This is a genomic window from Rhodothermus bifroesti, from assembly GCF_017908595.1.
Taxonomy (GTDB): Bacteria; Bacteroidota; Rhodothermia; order Rhodothermales; family Rhodothermaceae; genus Rhodothermus; species Rhodothermus bifroesti.
The window spans coordinates 445054-464049 of the sequence record NZ_JAGKTL010000002.1; the positions used below are offsets into that span (position 1 = coordinate 445054).

General features: G+C 55.3%; 14 protein-coding genes. 13 read left to right on the top strand and 1 reads right to left on the bottom strand.

What is annotated here, in order from left to right:
• Window positions 1–3 precede the first annotated feature (3 nt).
• The 10 genes from J8E65_RS05665 (at window position 4) to J8E65_RS05710 (ending at window position 14900) form a co-directional block, all read left to right on the top strand.
• Window positions 4–1977, top strand: coding sequence for an alpha-ketoacid dehydrogenase subunit alpha/beta (locus tag J8E65_RS05665; protein ID WP_210374580.1), 1974 nt, complete (start codon window positions 4–6; stop codon window positions 1975–1977).
• A 32-nt stretch (window positions 1978–2009) separates the two neighbouring features.
• On the top strand, window positions 2010–2471 hold the full coding sequence (gene bcp, locus J8E65_RS05670; RefSeq protein ID WP_210374942.1) for a thioredoxin-dependent thiol peroxidase: 462 nt from the start codon (window positions 2010–2012) through the stop codon (window positions 2469–2471).
• 165 nt (window positions 2472–2636) lie between these two features.
• Window positions 2637–3506 carry a T9SS type A sorting domain-containing protein gene (locus J8E65_RS05675; protein ID WP_210374582.1) on the top strand — a complete coding sequence of 290 codons (870 nt, stop codon included), beginning with the start codon at window positions 2637–2639 and terminating at the stop codon, window positions 3504–3506.
• A gap of 77 nt (window positions 3507–3583) precedes the next feature.
• Complete coding sequence (locus tag J8E65_RS05680) at window positions 3584–6718, top strand: SusC/RagA family TonB-linked outer membrane protein (RefSeq protein WP_210374584.1); 3135 nt, start codon at window positions 3584–3586, stop codon at window positions 6716–6718.
• Window positions 6719–6746: 28 nt separating this feature from the next.
• Window positions 6747–8246, top strand: coding sequence for a RagB/SusD family nutrient uptake outer membrane protein (locus J8E65_RS05685; protein ID WP_210374586.1), 1500 nt, complete (start codon window positions 6747–6749; stop codon window positions 8244–8246).
• On the top strand, window positions 8246–9706 hold the full coding sequence (locus J8E65_RS05690) for a glycosyl hydrolase 53 family protein (RefSeq protein WP_210374589.1): 1461 nt from the start codon (window positions 8246–8248) through the stop codon (window positions 9704–9706). Before J8E65_RS05685 ends, J8E65_RS05690 begins: the two co-directional genes overlap by 1 nt.
• A 129-nt stretch (window positions 9707–9835) precedes the next feature.
• Window positions 9836–11338, top strand: a complete 1503-nt coding sequence (gatB, locus tag J8E65_RS05695; protein WP_210374591.1) for an Asp-tRNA(Asn)/Glu-tRNA(Gln) amidotransferase subunit GatB — start codon at window positions 9836–9838, stop codon at window positions 11336–11338.
• Window positions 11339–11353: 15 nt separating this feature from the next.
• Window positions 11354–12715, top strand: a complete 1362-nt coding sequence (locus J8E65_RS05700; protein ID WP_210374593.1) for a TlpA family protein disulfide reductase — start codon at window positions 11354–11356, stop codon at window positions 12713–12715.
• A gap of 13 nt (window positions 12716–12728) precedes the next feature.
• A complete protein-coding gene (gene tpiA / locus J8E65_RS05705; protein WP_210374595.1) occupies window positions 12729–13478 on the top strand; it encodes a triose-phosphate isomerase in 750 nt (249 codons plus the stop codon).
• A 33-nt stretch (window positions 13479–13511) separates the two neighbouring features.
• Window positions 13512–14900 carry a GWxTD domain-containing protein gene (locus J8E65_RS05710; RefSeq protein ID WP_210374597.1) on the top strand — a complete coding sequence of 463 codons (1389 nt, stop codon included), beginning with the start codon at window positions 13512–13514 and terminating at the stop codon, window positions 14898–14900.
• Between the two features lies 1 nt (window position 14901).
• Here the strand turns inward: J8E65_RS05710 and J8E65_RS05715 are convergent, their stop codons facing one another.
• On the bottom strand, window positions 14902–16248 hold the full coding sequence (locus J8E65_RS05715) for an NAD(P)-dependent oxidoreductase (RefSeq protein WP_210374599.1): 1347 nt from the start codon (window positions 16246–16248) through the stop codon (window positions 14902–14904).
• Between the two features lie 179 nt (window positions 16249–16427).
• Between J8E65_RS05715 and J8E65_RS05720 the strand changes: the two genes are divergently transcribed.
• The 3 genes from J8E65_RS05720 to J8E65_RS05730 are packed head-to-tail and all read left to right on the top strand — an operon-like array spanning window position 16428 to window position 18986.
• Entirely contained in the window at window positions 16428–17051 is a 624-nt protein-coding gene (locus J8E65_RS05720; RefSeq protein WP_210374601.1) for a TetR/AcrR family transcriptional regulator, read from the top strand.
• A complete protein-coding gene (locus J8E65_RS05725) occupies window positions 17048–17977 on the top strand; it encodes an MBL fold metallo-hydrolase (RefSeq protein ID WP_210374603.1) in 930 nt (309 codons plus the stop codon). Before J8E65_RS05720 ends, J8E65_RS05725 begins: the two co-directional genes overlap by 4 nt.
• A gap of 4 nt (window positions 17978–17981) precedes the next feature.
• Window positions 17982–18986, top strand: a complete 1005-nt coding sequence (locus tag J8E65_RS05730; protein ID WP_210374605.1) for a quinone oxidoreductase family protein — start codon at window positions 17982–17984, stop codon at window positions 18984–18986.
• The last annotated feature ends 10 nt before the right edge of the window (window positions 18987–18996 follow it).

Below are 18996 nucleotides of genomic sequence, written 5' to 3' on the forward strand. Positions count from 1 at the left end.
AAAATGGCGGTTGTAGCAGAAATCGATCTCAAAGCGCTGTACCGGGCGCTTTTGCTGCCTCGGCTTATCGAGGAACGCATGCTGCGCTTGATTCGGCAGGGCAGGCTTTCGAAGTGGTTTAGTGGCTACGGCCAGGAAGCCATTGCTGTGGGGTGCACGTGGGCCCTGGAGGCGCGCGATTACATTCTCCCCATGCACCGCAACCTCGGGGTGTGGACGACCCGTGGCGTGCCGCTGCGCCCTCTGTTTTGCCAGCTCATGGGTCGAGACGGGGGGTTCACCAAAGGGCGAGATCGCACCTTTCACTTTGGACTGCCGGCTTATCGCATCATTGGGATGATTTCACATATGGCTGCCATGCTGCCTGTGGCTTGTGGGCTAGGACTGGCGGCCCGCCTTAAGCAAGAAGACTTTGTTGTTTTGGCCTTTACGGGCGAAGGGGGAACGCGCGAAGGAGACTTTCATGAGGCGCTTAACTTAGCGGCTGTGTGGAAGTTGCCCGTGATTTTTGTGGTGGAAAACAATGGCTACGGCCTATCGACGCCTGCACGCGAAGCCATTCCGGTGGAAAACGTAGCCGATGCTGCTGTAGGCTATGGTATGGTAGGCGCAGTGATTGATGGAAACGACGTACTGGCTGTCATCGAAGCGGTGCGTCGTGCTGCCGAGCGTGCCCGCGCGGGCGAAGGCCCTACGCTTTTGGAAATGAAGACTTTCCGCATGCGGGGACATGAGGAGGCCTCTGGCACGAAGTACGTCCCTAAAGCCTTACTGGAGCAGTGGCGCAAAAAAGACCCGATCGATCGTTTCGAAGCCTTGCTCGAGCAGGAAGGCGTTTTAAGCCGCGAGGAAAGGCAAGCGATTCGGGCGGAATTAGAGGCCGCCGTATGGGAGGCAACCGAGTTTGCGCTGGCGCAGCCTGAAGTGCAAAGCACACTTGAGCGTGAGCAGGCCGAGCTGTTTGCGCCGCCATTTTTGGCACTTCGAAAAGCCGAGCCTTCTGAGCGTGAGCTGCGCTTTGTCGATGCCATTTCTGAAGCCTTGCGCTTGGCTATGGAGCAAGACGAGCGGGTGCTTCTCATGGGCCAAGACATTGCTGAGTATGGGGGCGTGTTTAAAGTGACTGAAGGCTTTGTCGAGCGTTTTGGTAAGGAACGGGTGCGCAATACCCCGATTATTGAAAGCGGTGCGGTAGGAGCCGCTCTAGGGCTTGCGCTTGAAGGGTTTAAACCTGTAGTAGAAATCCAATACGCCGATTTTATTTCATGCGCCTTTAACCAGATCGTAAACAACTTGGCCACTACGCACTATCGCTGGGGGCAACCGGTGAACGTAACCATCCGGGCCCCGTTTGGGGGCGGTATTGGGGCTGGTCCTTTTCACTCTCAGTGCAAAGAAGCCTGGTTTTGTCATGTGCCTGGGTTAAAGGTAGTTGTGCCAGCTACGCCAGAAGATGCCAAAGGGTTACTCCTGACTGCCATTGAAGAACCCAATCCGGTTTTATTTTTCGAGCACAAGTTGCTTTATCGGGCCGTGTCGGGACTGGTACCGGAAGGCATCTATCATGTACCGCTAGGGCAAGCCCGGATTGTTCGCGCTGGCACGGATGCGACCATTGTAACCTATGGTGTTGGTGTACACTGGGCGCTAGAAGAAGCCGCTTGGTGGGCCGAGCGTGGCGTATCGCTGGAAGTAATCGACCTGCGCACCTTGGTGCCATGGGATCGAGAAACGGTCCTGGCTTCGGTGGCACGCACCGGACGCGTGTTGGTGCTGCACGAGGCGACGCGTACGGCTGGCTTTGGAGCCGAGCTTGCTGCTGAAATTGCCGAGGCTGGGTTTATGTGGCTTGATGCCCCCATCATGCGGGTAGCTGCTGCAGATTTGCCTGTGCCGTTTGCGCCAACCCTTGAAGCGCAGGTATTTTCTGCGCGGCCGCGGTTGCGCCCGGCCTTAGAGCAACTGCTTCGTTTTTAAGCTTTCAAGGCAGGATGTCAGCAATGCACAATATGCCCGAAGTGGGTCAGAGGGCTCCGGATTTTGAAGGGATTGACCAGCATGGTCGGAGGATTCGGTTACGTGATTTTCTAGGCAAAAAAGTAGCCCTGTACTTTTATCCAAAAGACGACACCCCAGGTTGTACCAAGCAGGCCTGCAGTTTGCGTGACGGATATGCAAGGCTACAAGCGGCTGGCATTGTGGTACTGGGCGTGTCGGCGGATGATGCCAGCAGCCACCGGCGTTTTGCAGAGAAGTACGGGTTGCCTTTCTCGCTTATTGCAGATCCAGAGGCAAACATCTGTCGGGCTTATGGGGTTTGGGGAGAACGCACGCTGTATGGCCGTAAGTTTATGGGCATCCAGCGTACCACGTTTTTGATCGATGAGGCCGGTCTCGTTTACGCCATTATTCGTAGGCCTAAAGTAGCCCAACATGTCGACGAAGTCCTGCAGGGTTTTGGACTTCAATGAACCCTAAGGTAAGCACCTTAAGCAAAGGCACTTTCATGCTTTCTTCATGATGCTGTAGGCTTGATCTTTATGAAGTAATCGTTATATCTTATATCTGAACCGGTTTAAAAGGTTTTTGCATGAAGAAAACTGATCTGGGAAATGAAAAACTTATAGGAGGTAGCTATGCATCGATGGTTACGTCTATGGATTGGCCTATGGGGTTTGAGCTTTGGGGCGGTGCCGGTGCTTTTTGCACAGGAAGCGATTCCACTTGCGAATCCCAGTTTTGAGCAGGCTCCTGATGGCAGCACGCCGTGTGTGCGGGAAACGGACTGGGAGCGGATCCCAGGTTGGAATATGGATGCGCCTGCAGAGGACTCAGGGGTGTCCGAGAATACAAATGCTACGGATGGCACGTGTGCGGCCTGGCTAGCTAGTCGAGATCCGGCGATCTGGCAGCTCACAGATTACGTGATTCAAGAAAATGACGTCCTTACGCTTTATGTCGATCTACGCAATAGCTGGATGGCCTGGCTGGTTCAAATTGCCATTATTTATGAGTTCAATGGTGAGCGCCGGGTTGCTGCAGCCGATACGGTTGAGGTTTTCGATGTGATGGATACATATTCGGTTTCTTTTACAGCCAGCGAGCTTCCGGAGGCAATTGGTCACCGCGTTGGCGTTGCCATTGATAACATCGACAGTGACCCGAATACGTTTGTAGAGATTGATAACGTTCGGCTTTTCCGCTCAACGGCTACGGCCAGCGAAACTGTAGTTGGGCGACCGGAGGGATTGGTGCTTGAAGCTGGCTATCCCAATCCTTTTGGACGGCAGACCACCCTAGCGATCGCCTTGTCCCGTCCTACGCGTGTGCACTTGGCGGTATATGCTTTAACTGGCCAAGAAGTCGCGCGTTTGGTAGACGGCCTGCTTCCTGCCGGTAGGCATGAAGTTGTTTGGCGTCCGGGGCGGCTTTCAGCTGGGGTGTATCTGGTGCGTTTGGAGGCCGATGGGGCCGTGCTCTCGCGTTTAGTGAGCTACAGGCCTTGAGCTGAGTGCACCTTGATTGGCTCCTGGGTTTTGAAATCACGAAGTTTGTAGCCTTGTAAAGCTAAATCAAACCTGCTATGATCCGTTATCGATTGCTGCTGTTGCGCCGTATGTTTTTGGGGCTGCTGATGGGGTGGGGGCTCTGGATCGTGTATCCCCCCTTGTCGGTCTATGCCCAGCTTACGGTTTCTGGCCGGGTGACGTCGGCTGAAGATGGACAAGGGTTACCCGGCGTCAATGTGGTAGTTTCAGGCACCACTGTGGGTACGGCTACGGATTTGGATGGCCGCTATGTGCTCGTAGTGCCTTCGCCAAACGATACCCTGGTCTTTTCGTTTGTGGGCTTTGAGACAGCGGTTGTCCCTGTAGCCGGCCGTACAGTGATTCATGTCGAGCTGCGGCCTGCCGTGATTCTTGGCGAAGAGGTGGTCGTGATTGGCTATGGAACGCTCCGGCAGCGCGAAGTGGGCGGTGCAGTAACCACGGTCAATGCCGAAGAGCTTAACCCTATCGCCACGCTCTCTGTCAACCAAATGGTGCAAGGCAAGGTGCCGGGCTTAGACCTGCGGGTGCGGACAACGCAACCTGGGGGTGGGGTTTCTGTCAACGTGCGCGGGGCGATCTCGCCGCGAGGCAACAATACGCCGCTCTATGTGATCGATGGTGTGCCGATTACCGAGTATCGGCAGTCAGACCCTGGGCTTTATGACCGCGACCTAGGGTTCTACGGAGGTGTAGATCGGGATCCCCTGGCCTTTCTGAATCCGTCGGATATTGAATCGATTACTGTGCTTAAGGACGCCAGTGCTGCAGCAATCTACGGCTCGGCGGCTGCTAACGGTGTGGTCTTAATCACGACCAAGTCTGGTCGTGCAGGGGCTGTACGGGTAGATTATCGCGGCAGCTATACAGCCCAGCGCATGCAAGATTATTTTCCCCTTCTCAATGCACGTCAGTTCATGGAGGAGCAGCGGCGGCTTTCGTACGACCGCTACTTGTATGAAAATCAGCTACCGCCTTACGGTTCGCGTAATCCCAACAGTGTCCCACCATATACGCCGCTTTTCTCGGATACGGATATCCTAAATGCAGGCCGTGGGACCGACTGGATCGATTTGATTTCAGAAAACGGTCAGGTCATCGAACACAACATTGCAGTGCGGGGCGGATCGCCCAATACGCAGTTTTATACCTCGTTTAACTTGCAGCTGAATGATGCTGTCCTCAAAAATTCGAACTTAAACCGCTACAGCTTGCGGCTGAACGTTGACCAAAACCTGTCTTCAGGCGTCCGCCTCAGGTTGCGTACGCAGGCCACGCGCTTGGAAGGTAACAATGCGTCGACAGGTGCGAATGCCGGGGGGCCAGAAAAGTTTAATATGATTCAAAATGCCATGACGTTTGCCCCTACGGTGCCTATTTACGACGAAAACGGCAATTTTACCAAGTCTTACTATCGCATTCAAATGAACCCGGCGGCCTTCCTGATCATCGACGACGATAGCCGGGTAACGTCTCTGTTTGCTGCACCGACCCTGGAAGTTAACCTGACAGACCAGTTGCAGCTGAATGTCGTTGGGCAGTACCAGGAAGAGACTACCTTGCGTGGATTTTATCTGCCGCGCACGGCTGATCATGACGTGTTGCCTGAAGGCATGGCGCAAAAAAGTACCAATAGCGTGCAAAACTACAGCGCCGAGTCCTACCTCACGTATACCGGCTCAGTTGGTCCTGGCGTATTGACAGCTGTTGCTGGTGCAGGCTACTACCGGGGAGGTACCGAGGGCAGTTTTATGCAGGGGGTTGGATTCTTTACAGATGCCTTCGGTTACAATAACATTGGTGTAAGCAGCGATAAGCTGCGCAGCATCATGAACTCTTGGAAGAGTGCGCGCACCAAGCTCTCGCAATTTGCCCGGATCAACTATGCCCTGCAGGATCGCTATGTGCTGACGTTGGTTGCGCGTCGGGATGGATCGAGCATCTTCTCGGAAAACCACAAGTGGGGCTTTTTCCCTGGCGTATCGTTTGCTTGGCTGCTTTCGGACGAGCCGTTCCTGCGCAACGTAGCGAGCCTCTCGCAGCTTAAGTTACGCTTAAGCTATGGTGAGGCCGGAAACGAAAGTGTACTCAGCGGCAACACCCTGCAGCTCTACACCACGGGCTATCCGTTTGTCATTGGTTCTACAGAATACAACGGCGTAGCCGTTTCTCAGGTCGCTAACCCTAACCTTAAATGGGAGACCGTGCAAACCTTCAACGTAGGGTTGGACTTTGGGCTTTGGCGCTACCGCGTGCGCGGCTCACTGGATGTTTTTGTTAAGACGGCGCGAGACCTACTGGACTTTAACCCGCTGCCTGTAAATAACCCGGTAGGTCGCCTGGCCGATAACGTGGGATCTACGCGAAGCCGTGGCTTTGAATTGGCGCTGCATACGGAAAACTTGAGCAGCAGCCAGCTTCGCTGGAATACAGACCTTACGCTGGCTTACTACAAGAGCTACTGGGTAGAACGCAACCCACGCGTGCCGCTTCCGCCCTACATCGGCGAACATGATCCGCTGGATGCGCTCTACGGCTGGCAGACCGCAGGCATTATTCGAAAGCCAGAGGACCGTCCAGCCTACATGCCTAATGCGAATTTGGGCAACCTGATCTTTGTGGACCAAAACAACGATGGGGTGCTTAATGAGCAGGACGTGGTCTTGTTGGGCAACACCACGCCCCGTTGGCAGCTTGGTCTAAACAACACGATCTCCCTAGGAAATTTTGATGTCAACGTGTTTGTCTATGGCTACCTAGGCTTTAAGCGCTACAACAACTTTGCGCCCAGCGTAGACGCGATTTCGCAGGTGACTACCCCCATGAACACCACCATCTACGCGCGGGACATTTGGTCAACCACAAAGCCTGAAGGGACCCGCCCAGGTGTAGCTGCAAACCCCTATGCCACGAATAATCCCACAGGGAATACCGATTTTGACTTGCACGATGCTAGTTTCCTGCGCCTAAAAAGCATTACCCTGGGCTATACGATCCCGTCGCGTTGGCTAGGTGGCGTGGCTTCGTCAGTGCGTCAGGCACGACTCTTTATAGACGTGCAAAACCTGGGTGTGCTCACCAACTATCCAGGGTTTGATCCAGAATATACCGAGCCCAACCCGTATCCTAAGTACACCAGTATTACGGTTGGACTGGAGCTAGGGTTTTAAACTGTGAAGCTAAACGATCAGGATTGCTATGAAATGCCAACGTTTTGTCCGTATAGCATGCGCTGTAGCCTGGCTGGGTCTAGCAGGGGGGATGCTACTGGGGTGCTCTGATTTGCTTGAGCCCGAAGTCTACAGCGAGCTCACGCCCCAAACCTTCTTCTCCTCAGAGGCCGATTTTAATAGCGCCGTTATTGCAATCTACAATGCGTTCTCTACAGACTGGGGTAATCTCGACCAGGGCGATGGTCAATGGTACGCGGCACTCTACAATCACGACCGCAAAACCTACTGGGCTCGTAGCGAAATTACCACCGATGAGTATGCTACGGGATGGGACCCTACGTTTACTACATTTGCCTGGGGGCCAGCAACATTTAGCGGTGTGGAGGCCTCAGACTACATGAAAATCCGCTACGTTGCTCGAGCAACCGATGTAATCGATAAAATTCAAAAGTCTTCGGCAAACGTTCCAGAGCACATTAAAGCCCGTTATATTGCCGAGACCAAGGTGCTTCGGGCATGGCTGATGTACATTCTCTACGACTTTTTTGGCCCTGTGAACGTTAAGCTTGATCCAGCAACGCTCTACAGCACCGAAATTACACCGCGACCTTCGAAGGAAGAATACGTGGCCGCGATCGAGCGGGATTTGCAAGAGGCCATTCCGCATCTGCCCGATAAGTATAATAACGATCCGGCCAACTGGGGGCGCGTCAGTAAAGGTGTTGCCCGCATGCTGCTTCTGCGGCTCTATATGCACGAAAAGCGCTGGGCTGAAGCAGAAAATGTGGCTCGAGAAATAATGAACATGGGCTATACGCTGATGCCCGACTACACGCAAATTTGTGAAGAGCGTAATCCTGAGCTCATCTATGCGGTTCCGGCCGACGCGTCGTCGCCTAACTGGTACTGGATGGAAATTCTACCCAACGACTTTGCTTCAGCTCAGGTAGGCGATCGAACGATTACCGGCCCCCAAGGATGGGGCGGCTTTTGGATGCCCTGGAGTTTCTATGATCAGTTTGAAGAGAATGACAAGCGACGCCAAACCCTTTTGAGTAGCTATACCAACATTCGCGGCACCGTCGTTACCCGTCAGCGCATGCGGGGGGCGATCCCGCTCAAGTGCATTGGCAACCTGGGGACCTCGGCCGGTGCAGAAATCGACTGGCCGGTTTTTCGCTATGCCGAAGTGCTGCTATCGCTGGCTGAAGCCATTAACGAGCAACGTGGGCCTGCTGAAGCGCTGCAGTATGTGAACATGGTGCGGCAACGGGCTGGACTGGCGCCGTGGACTACGGCTGAAATTACCTCCCGGGAGCAGTTGCGCGACTCACTGCTGGTGGAACGGGGCCGCGAGCTTTATAGCGAAGGCGTTCGTCGCCAGGACCTAATCCGCCACGGTAAGTTTGTCGAATACGCACGGCTTCGGGGTATCAACGCGCAACCGCACCACGTGCTTTTCCCCATCCCACTATTTGTCATTGAACAGGGCGGAGGGGTTGTCGAGCAGAATCCAGGATACTGATGGGTAGCAGGAAAATCAGTGGCGTGCTCGGGTGGATGCTCCTATGCCTAGCCAGCACCACCCGAGCACAGCCATTTTATTTCGGGCATGACCTTTCTTACGCCAATCAAATGGAGGACTGCGGCGCTGTTTTTAAAGAAAACAGCGTGCCTAAAGACGTGTATCAAATTTTTGCCGATCACGGGACCAACCTAGTCCGACTACGGCTTTGGGTTGAGCCGTCTTGGCAACAGGCACTACCCCAACCCTCTGGCGTCAAGCCGCAGTACAGCGATCTGGACGACGTGCGCCAGGCCATCCGCCGCGCGCGCACGTTTGGCATGCAGGTGTTGTTGGCCTTGCACTACTCAGACTTTTGGGCCGACCCAGGACGCCAGGTCATCCCTGCGCGCTGGCGCGCGGTTGCTTACAACCTCAACGCCCTAAAAGACTCAGTCTATGCCTACACCTATCAGGTATTGGCAACGCTGGATCGCGAGGGTTTACTACCTGAAATCGTGCAAATCGGCAACGAAAACAATCGAGGCATCCTGATTCATGCCGCTATGGATGCCAACTATAATGGCACCGAACCGGTAAGCTGGGACTGGGCCCGCCATGCGCAGCTATTCAATGCAGCGATTCAAGCCGTGCGGGATTGGGGGCAAATAGGAAGTTTTATGCCCAAGATTGCGCTGCACTACGCAGGACTAAACGGCGCACGCACGCATTTCCAGCGCTTAATGAATCGCGGCGTAAGGGATTTCGACATCATAGGCCTCTCTTACTACTATGCCTATCATGGCGGTAGCATTCAACAACTGGAATCCGTAGTGCGTGATCTGAAAGATAGCTTCCCAGGCTATTCTGTGATGATTCTTGAGACTGCCTATCCCTGGACGTCACGCAATTTTGATGCGCTAGGCAATATTATCACCACGCCTGACCCCGCCTATTTCCCTTTTTCCCCAGAAACCCAGTTGCGGTATATGGTCGACCTGACGCGCGCCGTGATGAAAGCCGGCGGCCTTGGCGTGGTGTTTTGGGAGCCTGCATGGGTTTCCACCCCTTGCCGAACGCCTTGGGGGCAGGGCTCCTCCCATGATCACGTAGCCTTCTTTGAACCAGGCACCTACAACCTCATGGCGCATGGGGGTATTGGCTGGACCCATCGCCACTGGTATGCCGACTTGCTTCCAACAGAACATGTTGCAGAACCCGCATCGCTGGAGTTTACGGTTTACCCCAATCCTTTCCGTAGCACCTTAACAATTACATATCGTCTTTCTCAGCCGCAACCCGTCGTTTTACAGGTGTACAATGCATTAGGTCAGGAGGTAACGATACTGCTTCAAGAAAAACAAGAGGCCGGCGTGCATCGCTTAACCTGGAAGCCTGCTTCGCTCCCGCCAGGAATCTATCTGCTGCACCTAAAAACAGCGCAAAGTAAAGCCGTACAGGTGGTCGCACGCCAGCCCTAAGGACCTTTACGCAAAAGATCGGCAAGAAATACAAGCCAGACTGGCGCAAGGGGGAGCAAGCAGGTTAACTTTAAAGGATCTTACGAAAACCTGCGATCGTTCTGACGGCAGCGAGCCCAACCCACTGTTATGGGATACACGACCTACGAAGCGGTTATTGGCCTAGAAGTGCATTGCCAACTGCTGACCGCATCCAAAGCGTTTAGTCCAGAGTCCACCCAGTTTGGCGATCCTCCCAACACGAACGTTGACCCCATCAGTCTAGGTCACCCAGGGACCCTTCCTGTGCTGAACGCGCGCGTGGTGGAGTACACGCTGCGCATGGGATTGGCTACGCATTGCAAAATTGCCGAGCGCTCCATCTTTGCCCGTAAGCACTACTTTTATCCAGATCTCCCTAAGGGCTACCAGATTTCTCAGTACGAGACGCCCATCTGCTATGATGGCTATGTCGAGATTGACCTGGAGCCAGAAGGGGACGGCCAGGAGCCCGTCCGCAAGCGCATTGGCATTATCCGCATCCACATGGAAGAAGACGCTGGTAAATCCCTGCACGACCAGGATCCCTATCATTCACTGTTGGACTTTAACCGCTGTGGCGTGCCGCTTATCGAGATTGTTTCGGCGCCCGATATCCGATCGCCTCGGGAAGCAGCCCTCTACATGCAGAAAATCCGGCAAATCGTGCGTTACCTGGGTATCTCCGACGGTAATATGGAAGAGGGCTCACTGCGCTGCGATGCAAATGTGTCTGTGCGCCCTCGAGGGGAGACAAAACTGGGCACGAAAACAGAAATTAAAAACCTTAACTCCTTCCGCAACGTGGAGCGGGCGCTTGAATACGAAATTCGGCGCCAGATCGCCATTCTAGAACAGGGAGGGCAGGTGGTTCAAGAAACTCGGCTTTGGGATGCTGTGCGTCAGGAAACGCGCCCGATGCGCAGCAAGGAAGAAGCACATGACTATCGCTACTTCCCAGATCCGGACCTGGTACCTGTGGTGGTAACCACCGATCTATTGGAACGCATCCGGTCCCAAATGCCTGAGATGCCCGAGGTCCGTCGCCGCCGTTTTGTCGAAACCTTAGGACTCCCGGCCTACGACGCGGGTGTGCTTACCGAAGAACGCGGTGTAGCTGACTATTATGAGGCTACGTTGGCTGCACTGGTCCACCTAATGCCGGAAGGCGATCGAAAAACGCAGGCAAAGGCCGTGTCGAACTTTGTGATGACTGAGGTGCTACGGGTGTTGAACGAGCGCCAAATTGGCATTGAGGCTTTCCCCATTGAGCCTGAACGGCTGGCTGCACTGATTCGACTCCGCCTGGAAGACCGCATCAGCTCTACCGGTGCGCAAGAGATCTTTAACACCATGCTTGCGGACGCGCGAAAGCCAGAGGAGATTGCCGAGGCCCAAAACCTGCTCCAAGTTTCTGACGAAAGCGCACTGATTCCCATCGTAGAGGCTGTGCTGGCCGAAAATCCCGACAAGGTGCAAACGTATCTTAACGGCAAAACCGGTCTGATGGGATTTTTTATTGGCCAGGTGATGCGGCGCTTTGAGGGCGCACCTGATCCTAAGCTGGTGCGCCGGTTGTTGGAAGCGCGTCTAGAAGCAGCCCGTACATCTTAAGTAATCAAGCGCATCATGGTGTATCGCGCTGGTCTAATTGCCGGCCTGCTTTTGGGTATGCTGCTTCTGGGTTGCCGGTCCCAAAGTGAGGAAATAGCCGTCTGGAGTGTACTGGAAGGCCAGCTGACCGTGGCTGCAGAGGTGGACCCTACGCCCGACTATCGGGGCTTTGAGGTGCTGGTTTACCGACTTACAGAGGGTTTGCCCGATACGTTAGGGCTGGCTATAACCGATAGTACAGGGCGCTTTGTAATGCACATTCGTGCGTCGCGTCCGGGGATCTATCCTCTTCGGATCAGCCGGCGAGGCACAGTGCTGGCCACGGGCAGTCTGGTTGTTGCCCCTGGAGATTCGGCGCAGCTTCGGGCAGTCTTCCCACTCCAAAATAGGCGGCTCTTGGTGCGTTCTCGTGAGAATGCAGCTTGGCTGGCTTACCAGAATGCCATTGCCCTCCATAACCAGGACCTTTTACGTGGGTTGCAGGCTGAGCTGGATTCACAGGCCACAGCACAGGTGCTTGAGCGCACGTTAACCCTGCTCCATAGCGTGGAGACAACGTATCCGGGAACGTTAGGAGCGCAGTGGGCAGCTGCTGAAGCGGTGCGGTTGCTGGCTGGATGGGCGCCGACGCAGGCCTTGGTGCGGTTCGATAGCCTGCCGCCTACCAACCCGCGCTATACTGAGGTCGTACACGTGCTACGTCGTGAGCTAGCGCGACGCGAAGGACAAGCGGCCAGTGTGCGCTGGCTAGAAGCCATAAAAGCCCGCATGCCGACACGGGCTTTGCGGACTTCCCTCCAGGCTGAACTGGTACTGGCCTACATGGACAGCTTGCAAGATGAGGCGGCACGGGCAGCTTTAGAAGAAGTGGCCCGTATGGCCCCCGACAGCGCTTGGCAGGCGTGGGTGACCCGCGTGCGCTATGAGCTCGACCACCTGCGCCCTGGCATGGAAGCGCCATTCTTCGTCGTCACGACCCTAGATGGACGAACGCTTACGCTAGATGGCTTGCGGGGTAGTTATGTGCTGCTTGAATTCTTCTGGCCTGAAGACCCTGTATACCTCAATGAGCTGGCCTACCGGAACGCCCTGGCGGTGGCCTACCGAAAACTTCCCCTAAACGTGCTGGCGCTGTCGCTTGAACCCGATACGCTCGTCAACGAAGCTTTCTACGAGCGTTTCCCTCAGACTGGCCAGGCGGCTATTTTGCCCCAGGGGAGACAAGATCCTTTGGTACAACGGTATGGTATTACCGCCTTGCCTGCACGTTGGTTGATTGGCCCTGATGGCCGCCTTATTGGACGTTTTGAAGGGCCAGGAGCCCTGGTGCAGCTGCAGCAAGCACTGGCCCGATTGCAGCCTTTCCCACCCTCCTAAAACCTGGTGTTTTATGCTTGTTGCCGGAAATTGGAAGATGCATACCGACCGAGCGGAAGCCATTGCGCTAGCTCGGGCTATCGTGGCCAGCCTAGGCGACCCCAGTCCAATTCGTGTTGCTGTATGCCCTCCATTTGTTAACTTAGAAGCTGTGCGCCAAGTGCTTGAAGGGTCACCGATTGCGTTAGGGGCTCAAAACATGCATCATGAAGAGGCTGGCGCCTACACAGGAGAAGTTTCAGCCGCCATGCTGCGGGCCGTAGGGTGCCGGTACGTCATTTTGGGGCACTCGGAGCGGCGTCAGTATTTTGGCGAAACAGATGCCCTTGTCAATCAAAAAGTTAAGCGAGCCCTGCAGCACGGTCTAGTGCCAATCGTCTGCGTAGGCGAGACGCTTGCAGAGCGTCAGGCCGGGCAGGCTGAGGCGGTCGTTGAGCGTCAGCTTCAGGGTGTGCTGGACGGCGTTGAGCTCCCATCGGCCGAGGCCCTGGTGATTGCTTACGAGCCGGTGTGGGCGATTGGGACCGGTCATACAGCCACCCCAGACGAGGCGCAAAAAATGCATGCGCTCATTCGTCAGCTGCTCATCGCGCGCTATGGCGATGCCATTGGTCGGGCACTTCATATCCTTTATGGGGGTAGTGTAAAGCCGGACAATGCCGCAGCCCTTTTTGCCCAGCCAGATGTCGATGGTGGGTTAATTGGTGGAGCAAGCCTAAAGGCAGCTGATTTTACCGCAATCGTTCAGGCTGCTCGGCACTGAAAGCGTCTGGCATCAGGCCTTTGGGTGCTAGAAATGACGTGTAACGCAGCGCATCAGCTGGTGCTCATGACGGTGATGGTGGGAGGGGTGCTTGGATGCCGCAGCACGCAGCCCGTCCCTGTGAGCCCGCAAGACGCCACAGGCCCGAGTTTTACCCTGGAGGCGATCCCCGTGATGCGCGAAGGACAGCCAGGGATCGCACTCTACCTTGGCTTGCGCCCACGCAGCTTCATTTTTACCCATGCCGACACCGCTTACCAAGCTGTCTTTGAGGTACTGGTACGGTTTTGGGGAACCGACGGACGGTTGCACTACGAACAGGCCTACGACGACACGCTCTGGGTCCGTACGTTTGCCGCAACGCAGACCTATAACCTGTCACTTTGGCATCGTTTTATCCCTTATCGCCCTGGTCGTTACCGGCTAGAAGTGCGCGTTACCGATCGAAATACACAGCGGTATGCTACGCAGCGCCGAACGGTCCAGCTTCCCGAAACCACTTCGCCTCGCCCTGCACTAAGCCCTGTATGGCTTGAACGCCCAACGGCTTCGGGGCGCTACGAAGTGTGGCCTGGATGGCATCTTGCTGCCGGTAAAGACTCGCTCCAAGCCGTAGTTGAGCTGTATCGCCTGGCGCCTGCACATCGAATCCAGGTGCAGATGGTATTGCTGCGCTTCCCTACCGACACCAGTGCAGCCCGTCCCCCCTATGACCTCATGCCCGCACCTGGGGCCTTAAACTACCTTGGTGTCTGGTACGATCGACCCGAAACGTTGCAGGTATCCCGCCGCGAAGTAGCAGCGCTTGTTGGTGAGGCGCGGATTACCTTTCGACTGCCTCCACTGGTGGAACGAGGCGTCTATCGCGTTGAGGTAAGCGCACACATCGAAAACCAACGACGACCAGCGTTAAGTCGGCGTGAGTTGGTGGTGCATGGGGCAACCTTTCCCCATATAGAGACACTTCCTGAGTTGATTGAAGCCCTGGCCTATTTAACTTATCCAGAGGAGCAACAGGCACTTCGAAGCGCAACCACGCAACGCGAACAGCGGACCCGCTTTGATGCGTTTTGGGGACGATTGATTGGTGATCGCCGTAAGGCGGCCCGTTTGCTCCGCCTTTATTATGAACGCGTTGAGCAGGCCAACCTACAGTTCACCTCGTTCAAAGAGGGGTGGCGTACCGACCGGGGTATGGTCTATATCCTTTTAGGTCCCCCCTTAGCGGTCGAAACCCGCCCCGACGAACAAGTCTGGTATTATACCTACAACGAGCAAGATCCCCGCTATCGCTTTGTTTTTGAGCGCGTGCACTATGCAGAGGCTACGCCGCTAGTACACTATGTGCTTTGTCGCCAGTCGTATTACTACGACCTATGGCAGCGTGTGCTTGAGCGTTGGCGTAGCGGCCAGGTGCTGTAGCTCAAGCGCCATTGGCTGGAACGTAAAACTGCCGGATAGCTCGGATGGCCGTAGGGTCACCTGAGATCCGCCGAGCCTTTTCTATAATGCAGCGCAATTGTTCTTCGCTAAGGGGCTTGTCGATCGCGCTCACATCGTAAGCAAAACCATAGCGACTGAAGTCGCGGTGGTTGGATTGCAGGTTGCTCGCTCCGGCTTCGTAGATTGCGTCGCTGATGGCTTTTTTTGTACCACGCGCATCGCTGTGCACCACGCTCAGCACCCAGTAGGGCGGTTCCGCTTCGACGCCAATCACCTGGCCCGGACTGAAGACAGTATCCCGAACCGTGCCGTATTTGTTAAATAGCTGGGCTGTGCCGGCTACGTAGGCTGCAATACGTGGTTGCGCTTCTTCGGTTGCGGCACCAATATGTGGCGTGCACACAATCTCAGGAAGGCCCGCATAGGGGTTATGCCAAGCATCCTCTTTGCTACCTGGTTCCTCGGGATAAACATCGACGGCCGCCGCTTGCACATAGCCTTCCCGCACAGCCCGGATAAGATCTTCGGGAGTGTGTACAAAACCACGCGCCACATTGATAAAAATGCGTGGGCTGTTCGGCCCTCGGTCAGCACCAAGCTGCGCAAAATGTTCGTACGTGATTAAGTTGCGATTGGGACGGCCGTGATGATCTTCTGCAGAAACGTGTACGGTTACAAAATCGCCTGCCCGAAAGGCTTCTGTCAGCGTTCGGCAAGATTTCCAGCCAAGCGTTACCCCAACTTCCCGGGCAACCTCTCGGGTGTCGTAAAAATACACTTCCATGCCAAACTTTTCGGCCATCTGGGCAACTTGTTTGCCGATGTTGCCCAATCCAATGATCGAGATGGTTTTGCCTAGTAGCTCGTACCGTTTCTTGTTGTCCTTAGTCCAAATGTGCCGATGGGCCGCTTCGTTTGCCTGAAATACCCGCCGCGCTAGGCAGATCATCTCACCAAAGACCAGCTCGACCACTGAACGTGCATTGCTGATAGGATCGTTCATCACCATAACCCCCTCGCGAGCGCACGCCTCTTTGTCTACCGAGTCGTCCCCAATGCAACATAAGATGACAGCAGCTAGGTTTTCGGAAGCCTGAAGGATCGCTTCGTCTACGATAAAACGACTGCGCTTAAACAGCAAATCATGCTGACCTTCCCGGAGGCGTTGAATGACCACCTCAGGATGCTGGACAACCGAATCCGGCAAACGCTCAGGTTCAATGCCCTGCGCCCGTAGATAATCGTCTAAGCTAGGATCCGGGCTTTCCAAAATGAGGGCTTTCCTAAACTGGCTGTTGAGAAAGCGAACGCCGTCAATTTTGGCCATACAGATTGCAATGCTTTGCTGCAATGATTCCAGAAACGCCGCTTTCAACGCTGGCAAACGTCAAAAGGTGCAGCGCCGATCCAAGAACCCTAAAAGGGTAAACACTTGGGCTTGACCCCAGCAAAGAGGGATACTATTTTTTTGTGAACAGTCGTTCAATCTGTAATGAATTCTTGCACTTGAAACGTACAGATCTACGCGAGGCCATCCTGGAGGCTGCCCAACAGCTGTTGGTTCGTGAAGGCTACGGCAGCCTGACCATGCGGCATATTGCCCAGCGGGCAGGTTGCAGTGTAGGTAGTTTGTATCTCTACTTTGAGCGCAAAGAAGGCCTTCTTTTTGCGCTGCTGGATCGGGCGCAGGAGCGGCTGGCCGAGCGCTTCTTTGCCCCAGAAATTCAGTCTATTACCGATCCTAGGCAACGGCTTCAGGCGCTGGCCCGGGCGTACGTAGACTTTGGACTTACGCATCCTGAGGCCTACGAAGTGCTCTTTATGCTGCATCCGCGCGAGCTGGCTTCGTATCCCGAAGAGCGGCTTGAGCAGGCCTATCGACTGCTGGATCCTATTGTCGAGGCGATTGACACCTATGTGCAGCAGCATCAGCTAGAAATGCCCGACGTGCGGGTAGCTGCAGTAGCTTTCTGGAGCGCCCTGCACGGCATCGTGAGCCTGCTGCTAGCCGGGCGTCTGGCCCGGCTTCGGCTAGAAGTAGACCGAGACGCACTCATCGAACAGGCCATTCGCCAGGCTATGGGCGGCCTATGCCAACGAATGCGTCCTAAAAACAATCGCACCGCATGATTCCGCTTGCCGAGGGCATTTACTATATCGACCTGCACTATCTGGGCACAGATCGGCTCATTGCTTGCGCGGTCGTGGAGACACCGCAAGGGCTGTTGCTGGTCGATCCAGGACCCACAGTAACGGTGCCGCAGCTCAAGGCTGCACTGCACCAAGCCGGTCTCTCGCTGGCGGATGTGCATGCACTCCTCTTGACGCACATCCACCTAGACCACGCTGGGGCAACCGGTGCGATTGTCGCGGAAGCCCCCCATATACAGGTATACGTGCACCCCATCGGTGCCCCACATATGGTCGATCCTAACCGACTGCTAGACAGTGCACGCCGGCTTTATGGTGAACTCATGAATGCGCTTTGGGGAACTGTCCTGCCTGTTCCTCCAAGCCAGGTAAACACGCTTAAGGATGGAGCAAAACTTTGCTTTGGTGGTCGAACCCTCGAAGTCGCCTATACTCCTGGCCATGCCTCGCACCACGTCAGTTTTCTAGATACCCAGACAGGTATTGCTTTTGTTGGCGATACAGCCGGTATGCAGCTTACGGGTACGCGTTGTCTGCTGCCAGTGACGCCACCGCCAGACATTCAGCTTGAGGCCTGGCAGGAAAGCCTAAGGCGCTTGGCCCAATGGCAGCCTAAACAGCTTTTGCTGACGCACTTTGGCCCTTCTGAAATGCCAACAGTCCATCTGCGCGAGATGGCGCAGCGGCTACGTGAAATGGCCGAAGCGGTGCGTGCCGCGTTGGAAGCGGGTGGGGATGAGGCCCAGCAAGCCGAAGCGTTTCATGCGCAGGTTATGGCCGCGCTTCGTGCCTGCGTGCAAGATGAAGCATTGCTAACCCGCTACGAAGGGTTTGGGCAACCACGCGTAAGCTGGCAGGGATTGGCTCGTTATTGGCGCCGCAAACTGCAAACTTCTAAGACTTAGGTGTATGCATTTGCCTACGACGTACCGCAAGCTTGTTGCCCATAAGCTTTCACCTAACTTTCGGGAAGCAACCACGATCGTCGAAGTCCCTTTGCCCCAACCTGGGCCGGGAGAAGTGTTGATTCGGAATCGATTTGCCGGAGTCAACGCTACCGATGTCAATATTACGGCAGGGCGCTATCGTCCAGGACAACTGCCCCCGTTTGAGCTGGGTGCTGAAGCGGTTGGCGAGGTGGTTGCCGTGGGGGAGGGCGTGCAAGAACTGCGCCCGGGGGATCCCGTGGGAACGATCAAGCTCGGTGGGGGCTACAGCGAATTCCAATGCATTCCAGCCCGACATGCTATCCCAGTGCCTGAGGCTTCTGCCGAGGTGGTCAGTTTATTGGTAAGCGGACTGACGGCATCGATTGCCTTGCAAGAAGTAGCTCGCGTGCGTCCTGGGGAAGCTGTGCTGGTAACAGCCGCTGCTGGTGGGACAGGGCAGTATGCAGTGCAACTGGCCAAGCTGGCAGGCGCTTATGTGGTCGGAACGTGTGGCACCGAAGCAAAAGCCAACCTACTTCGGCGTTTAGGGTGCGATCGGGTGATCAACTATCGCCAGGAAAACCTAACGGAAGTGCTGCGCAAGGAGTATCCCCACGGCTTTGACGTGGTTTATGAAAGCGTAGGGGGAGAAGTGTTTGACCTATGCGTGGAGATGCTGGCCCGCCATGGACGGCTGCTGTGCATTGGGTTTGTGAGCGAATACCGGACAGGGCCGCATCCAGTAAGCCAGGTCCGGTTGTACACCAAGCTAATTCCAAAGTCGGCTGCGGTAGTAGGCTTCTTTCTGCCGCATTACGTGGCACACTTTCGCACACACTTGCCGCGGCTATTCCAGCTATACCGAACAGGCCAGCTCCAGGTAGCTATCGATCCTACACCTTTTGAAGGGCTGGAGGCTGTGCCCGATGCCGTGGAATACTTGCACGCTGGAAGCAATGTGGGAAAGGTTGTTGTTCGTCTGTAAGGGAGATTCC

What these genes read in the sequence shown, in the direction of transcription:
- J8E65_RS05665 (WP_210374580.1), top strand. Translation starts at nt 4, where the DNA reads ATGGCGGTTGTAGCAGAAATCGATCTCAAAGCGCTGTACCGGGCGCTT.
- bcp (WP_210374942.1), top strand. Translation starts at nt 2,010, where the DNA reads ATGCCCGAAGTGGGTCAGAGGGCTCCGGATTTTGAAGGGATTGACCAG.
- J8E65_RS05675 (WP_210374582.1), top strand. Translation starts at nt 2,637, where the DNA reads ATGCATCGATGGTTACGTCTATGGATTGGCCTATGGGGTTTGAGCTTT.
- J8E65_RS05680 (WP_210374584.1), top strand. Translation starts at nt 3,584, where the DNA reads ATGATCCGTTATCGATTGCTGCTGTTGCGCCGTATGTTTTTGGGGCTG.
- J8E65_RS05685 (WP_210374586.1), top strand. Translation starts at nt 6,747, where the DNA reads ATGAAATGCCAACGTTTTGTCCGTATAGCATGCGCTGTAGCCTGGCTG.
- J8E65_RS05690 (WP_210374589.1), top strand. Translation starts at nt 8,246, where the DNA reads ATGGGTAGCAGGAAAATCAGTGGCGTGCTCGGGTGGATGCTCCTATGC.
- gatB (WP_210374591.1), top strand. Translation starts at nt 9,836, where the DNA reads ATGGGATACACGACCTACGAAGCGGTTATTGGCCTAGAAGTGCATTGC.
- J8E65_RS05700 (WP_210374593.1), top strand. Translation starts at nt 11,354, where the DNA reads ATGGTGTATCGCGCTGGTCTAATTGCCGGCCTGCTTTTGGGTATGCTG.
- tpiA (WP_210374595.1), top strand. Translation starts at nt 12,729, where the DNA reads ATGCTTGTTGCCGGAAATTGGAAGATGCATACCGACCGAGCGGAAGCC.
- J8E65_RS05710 (WP_210374597.1), top strand. Translation starts at nt 13,512, where the DNA reads ATGACGTGTAACGCAGCGCATCAGCTGGTGCTCATGACGGTGATGGTG.
- J8E65_RS05715 (WP_210374599.1), bottom strand. Translation starts at nt 16,248, where the DNA reads ATGGCCAAAATTGACGGCGTTCGCTTTCTCAACAGCCAGTTTAGGAAA.
- J8E65_RS05725 (WP_210374603.1), top strand. Translation starts at nt 17,048, where the DNA reads ATGATTCCGCTTGCCGAGGGCATTTACTATATCGACCTGCACTATCTG.
- J8E65_RS05730 (WP_210374605.1), top strand. Translation starts at nt 17,982, where the DNA reads ATGCATTTGCCTACGACGTACCGCAAGCTTGTTGCCCATAAGCTTTCA.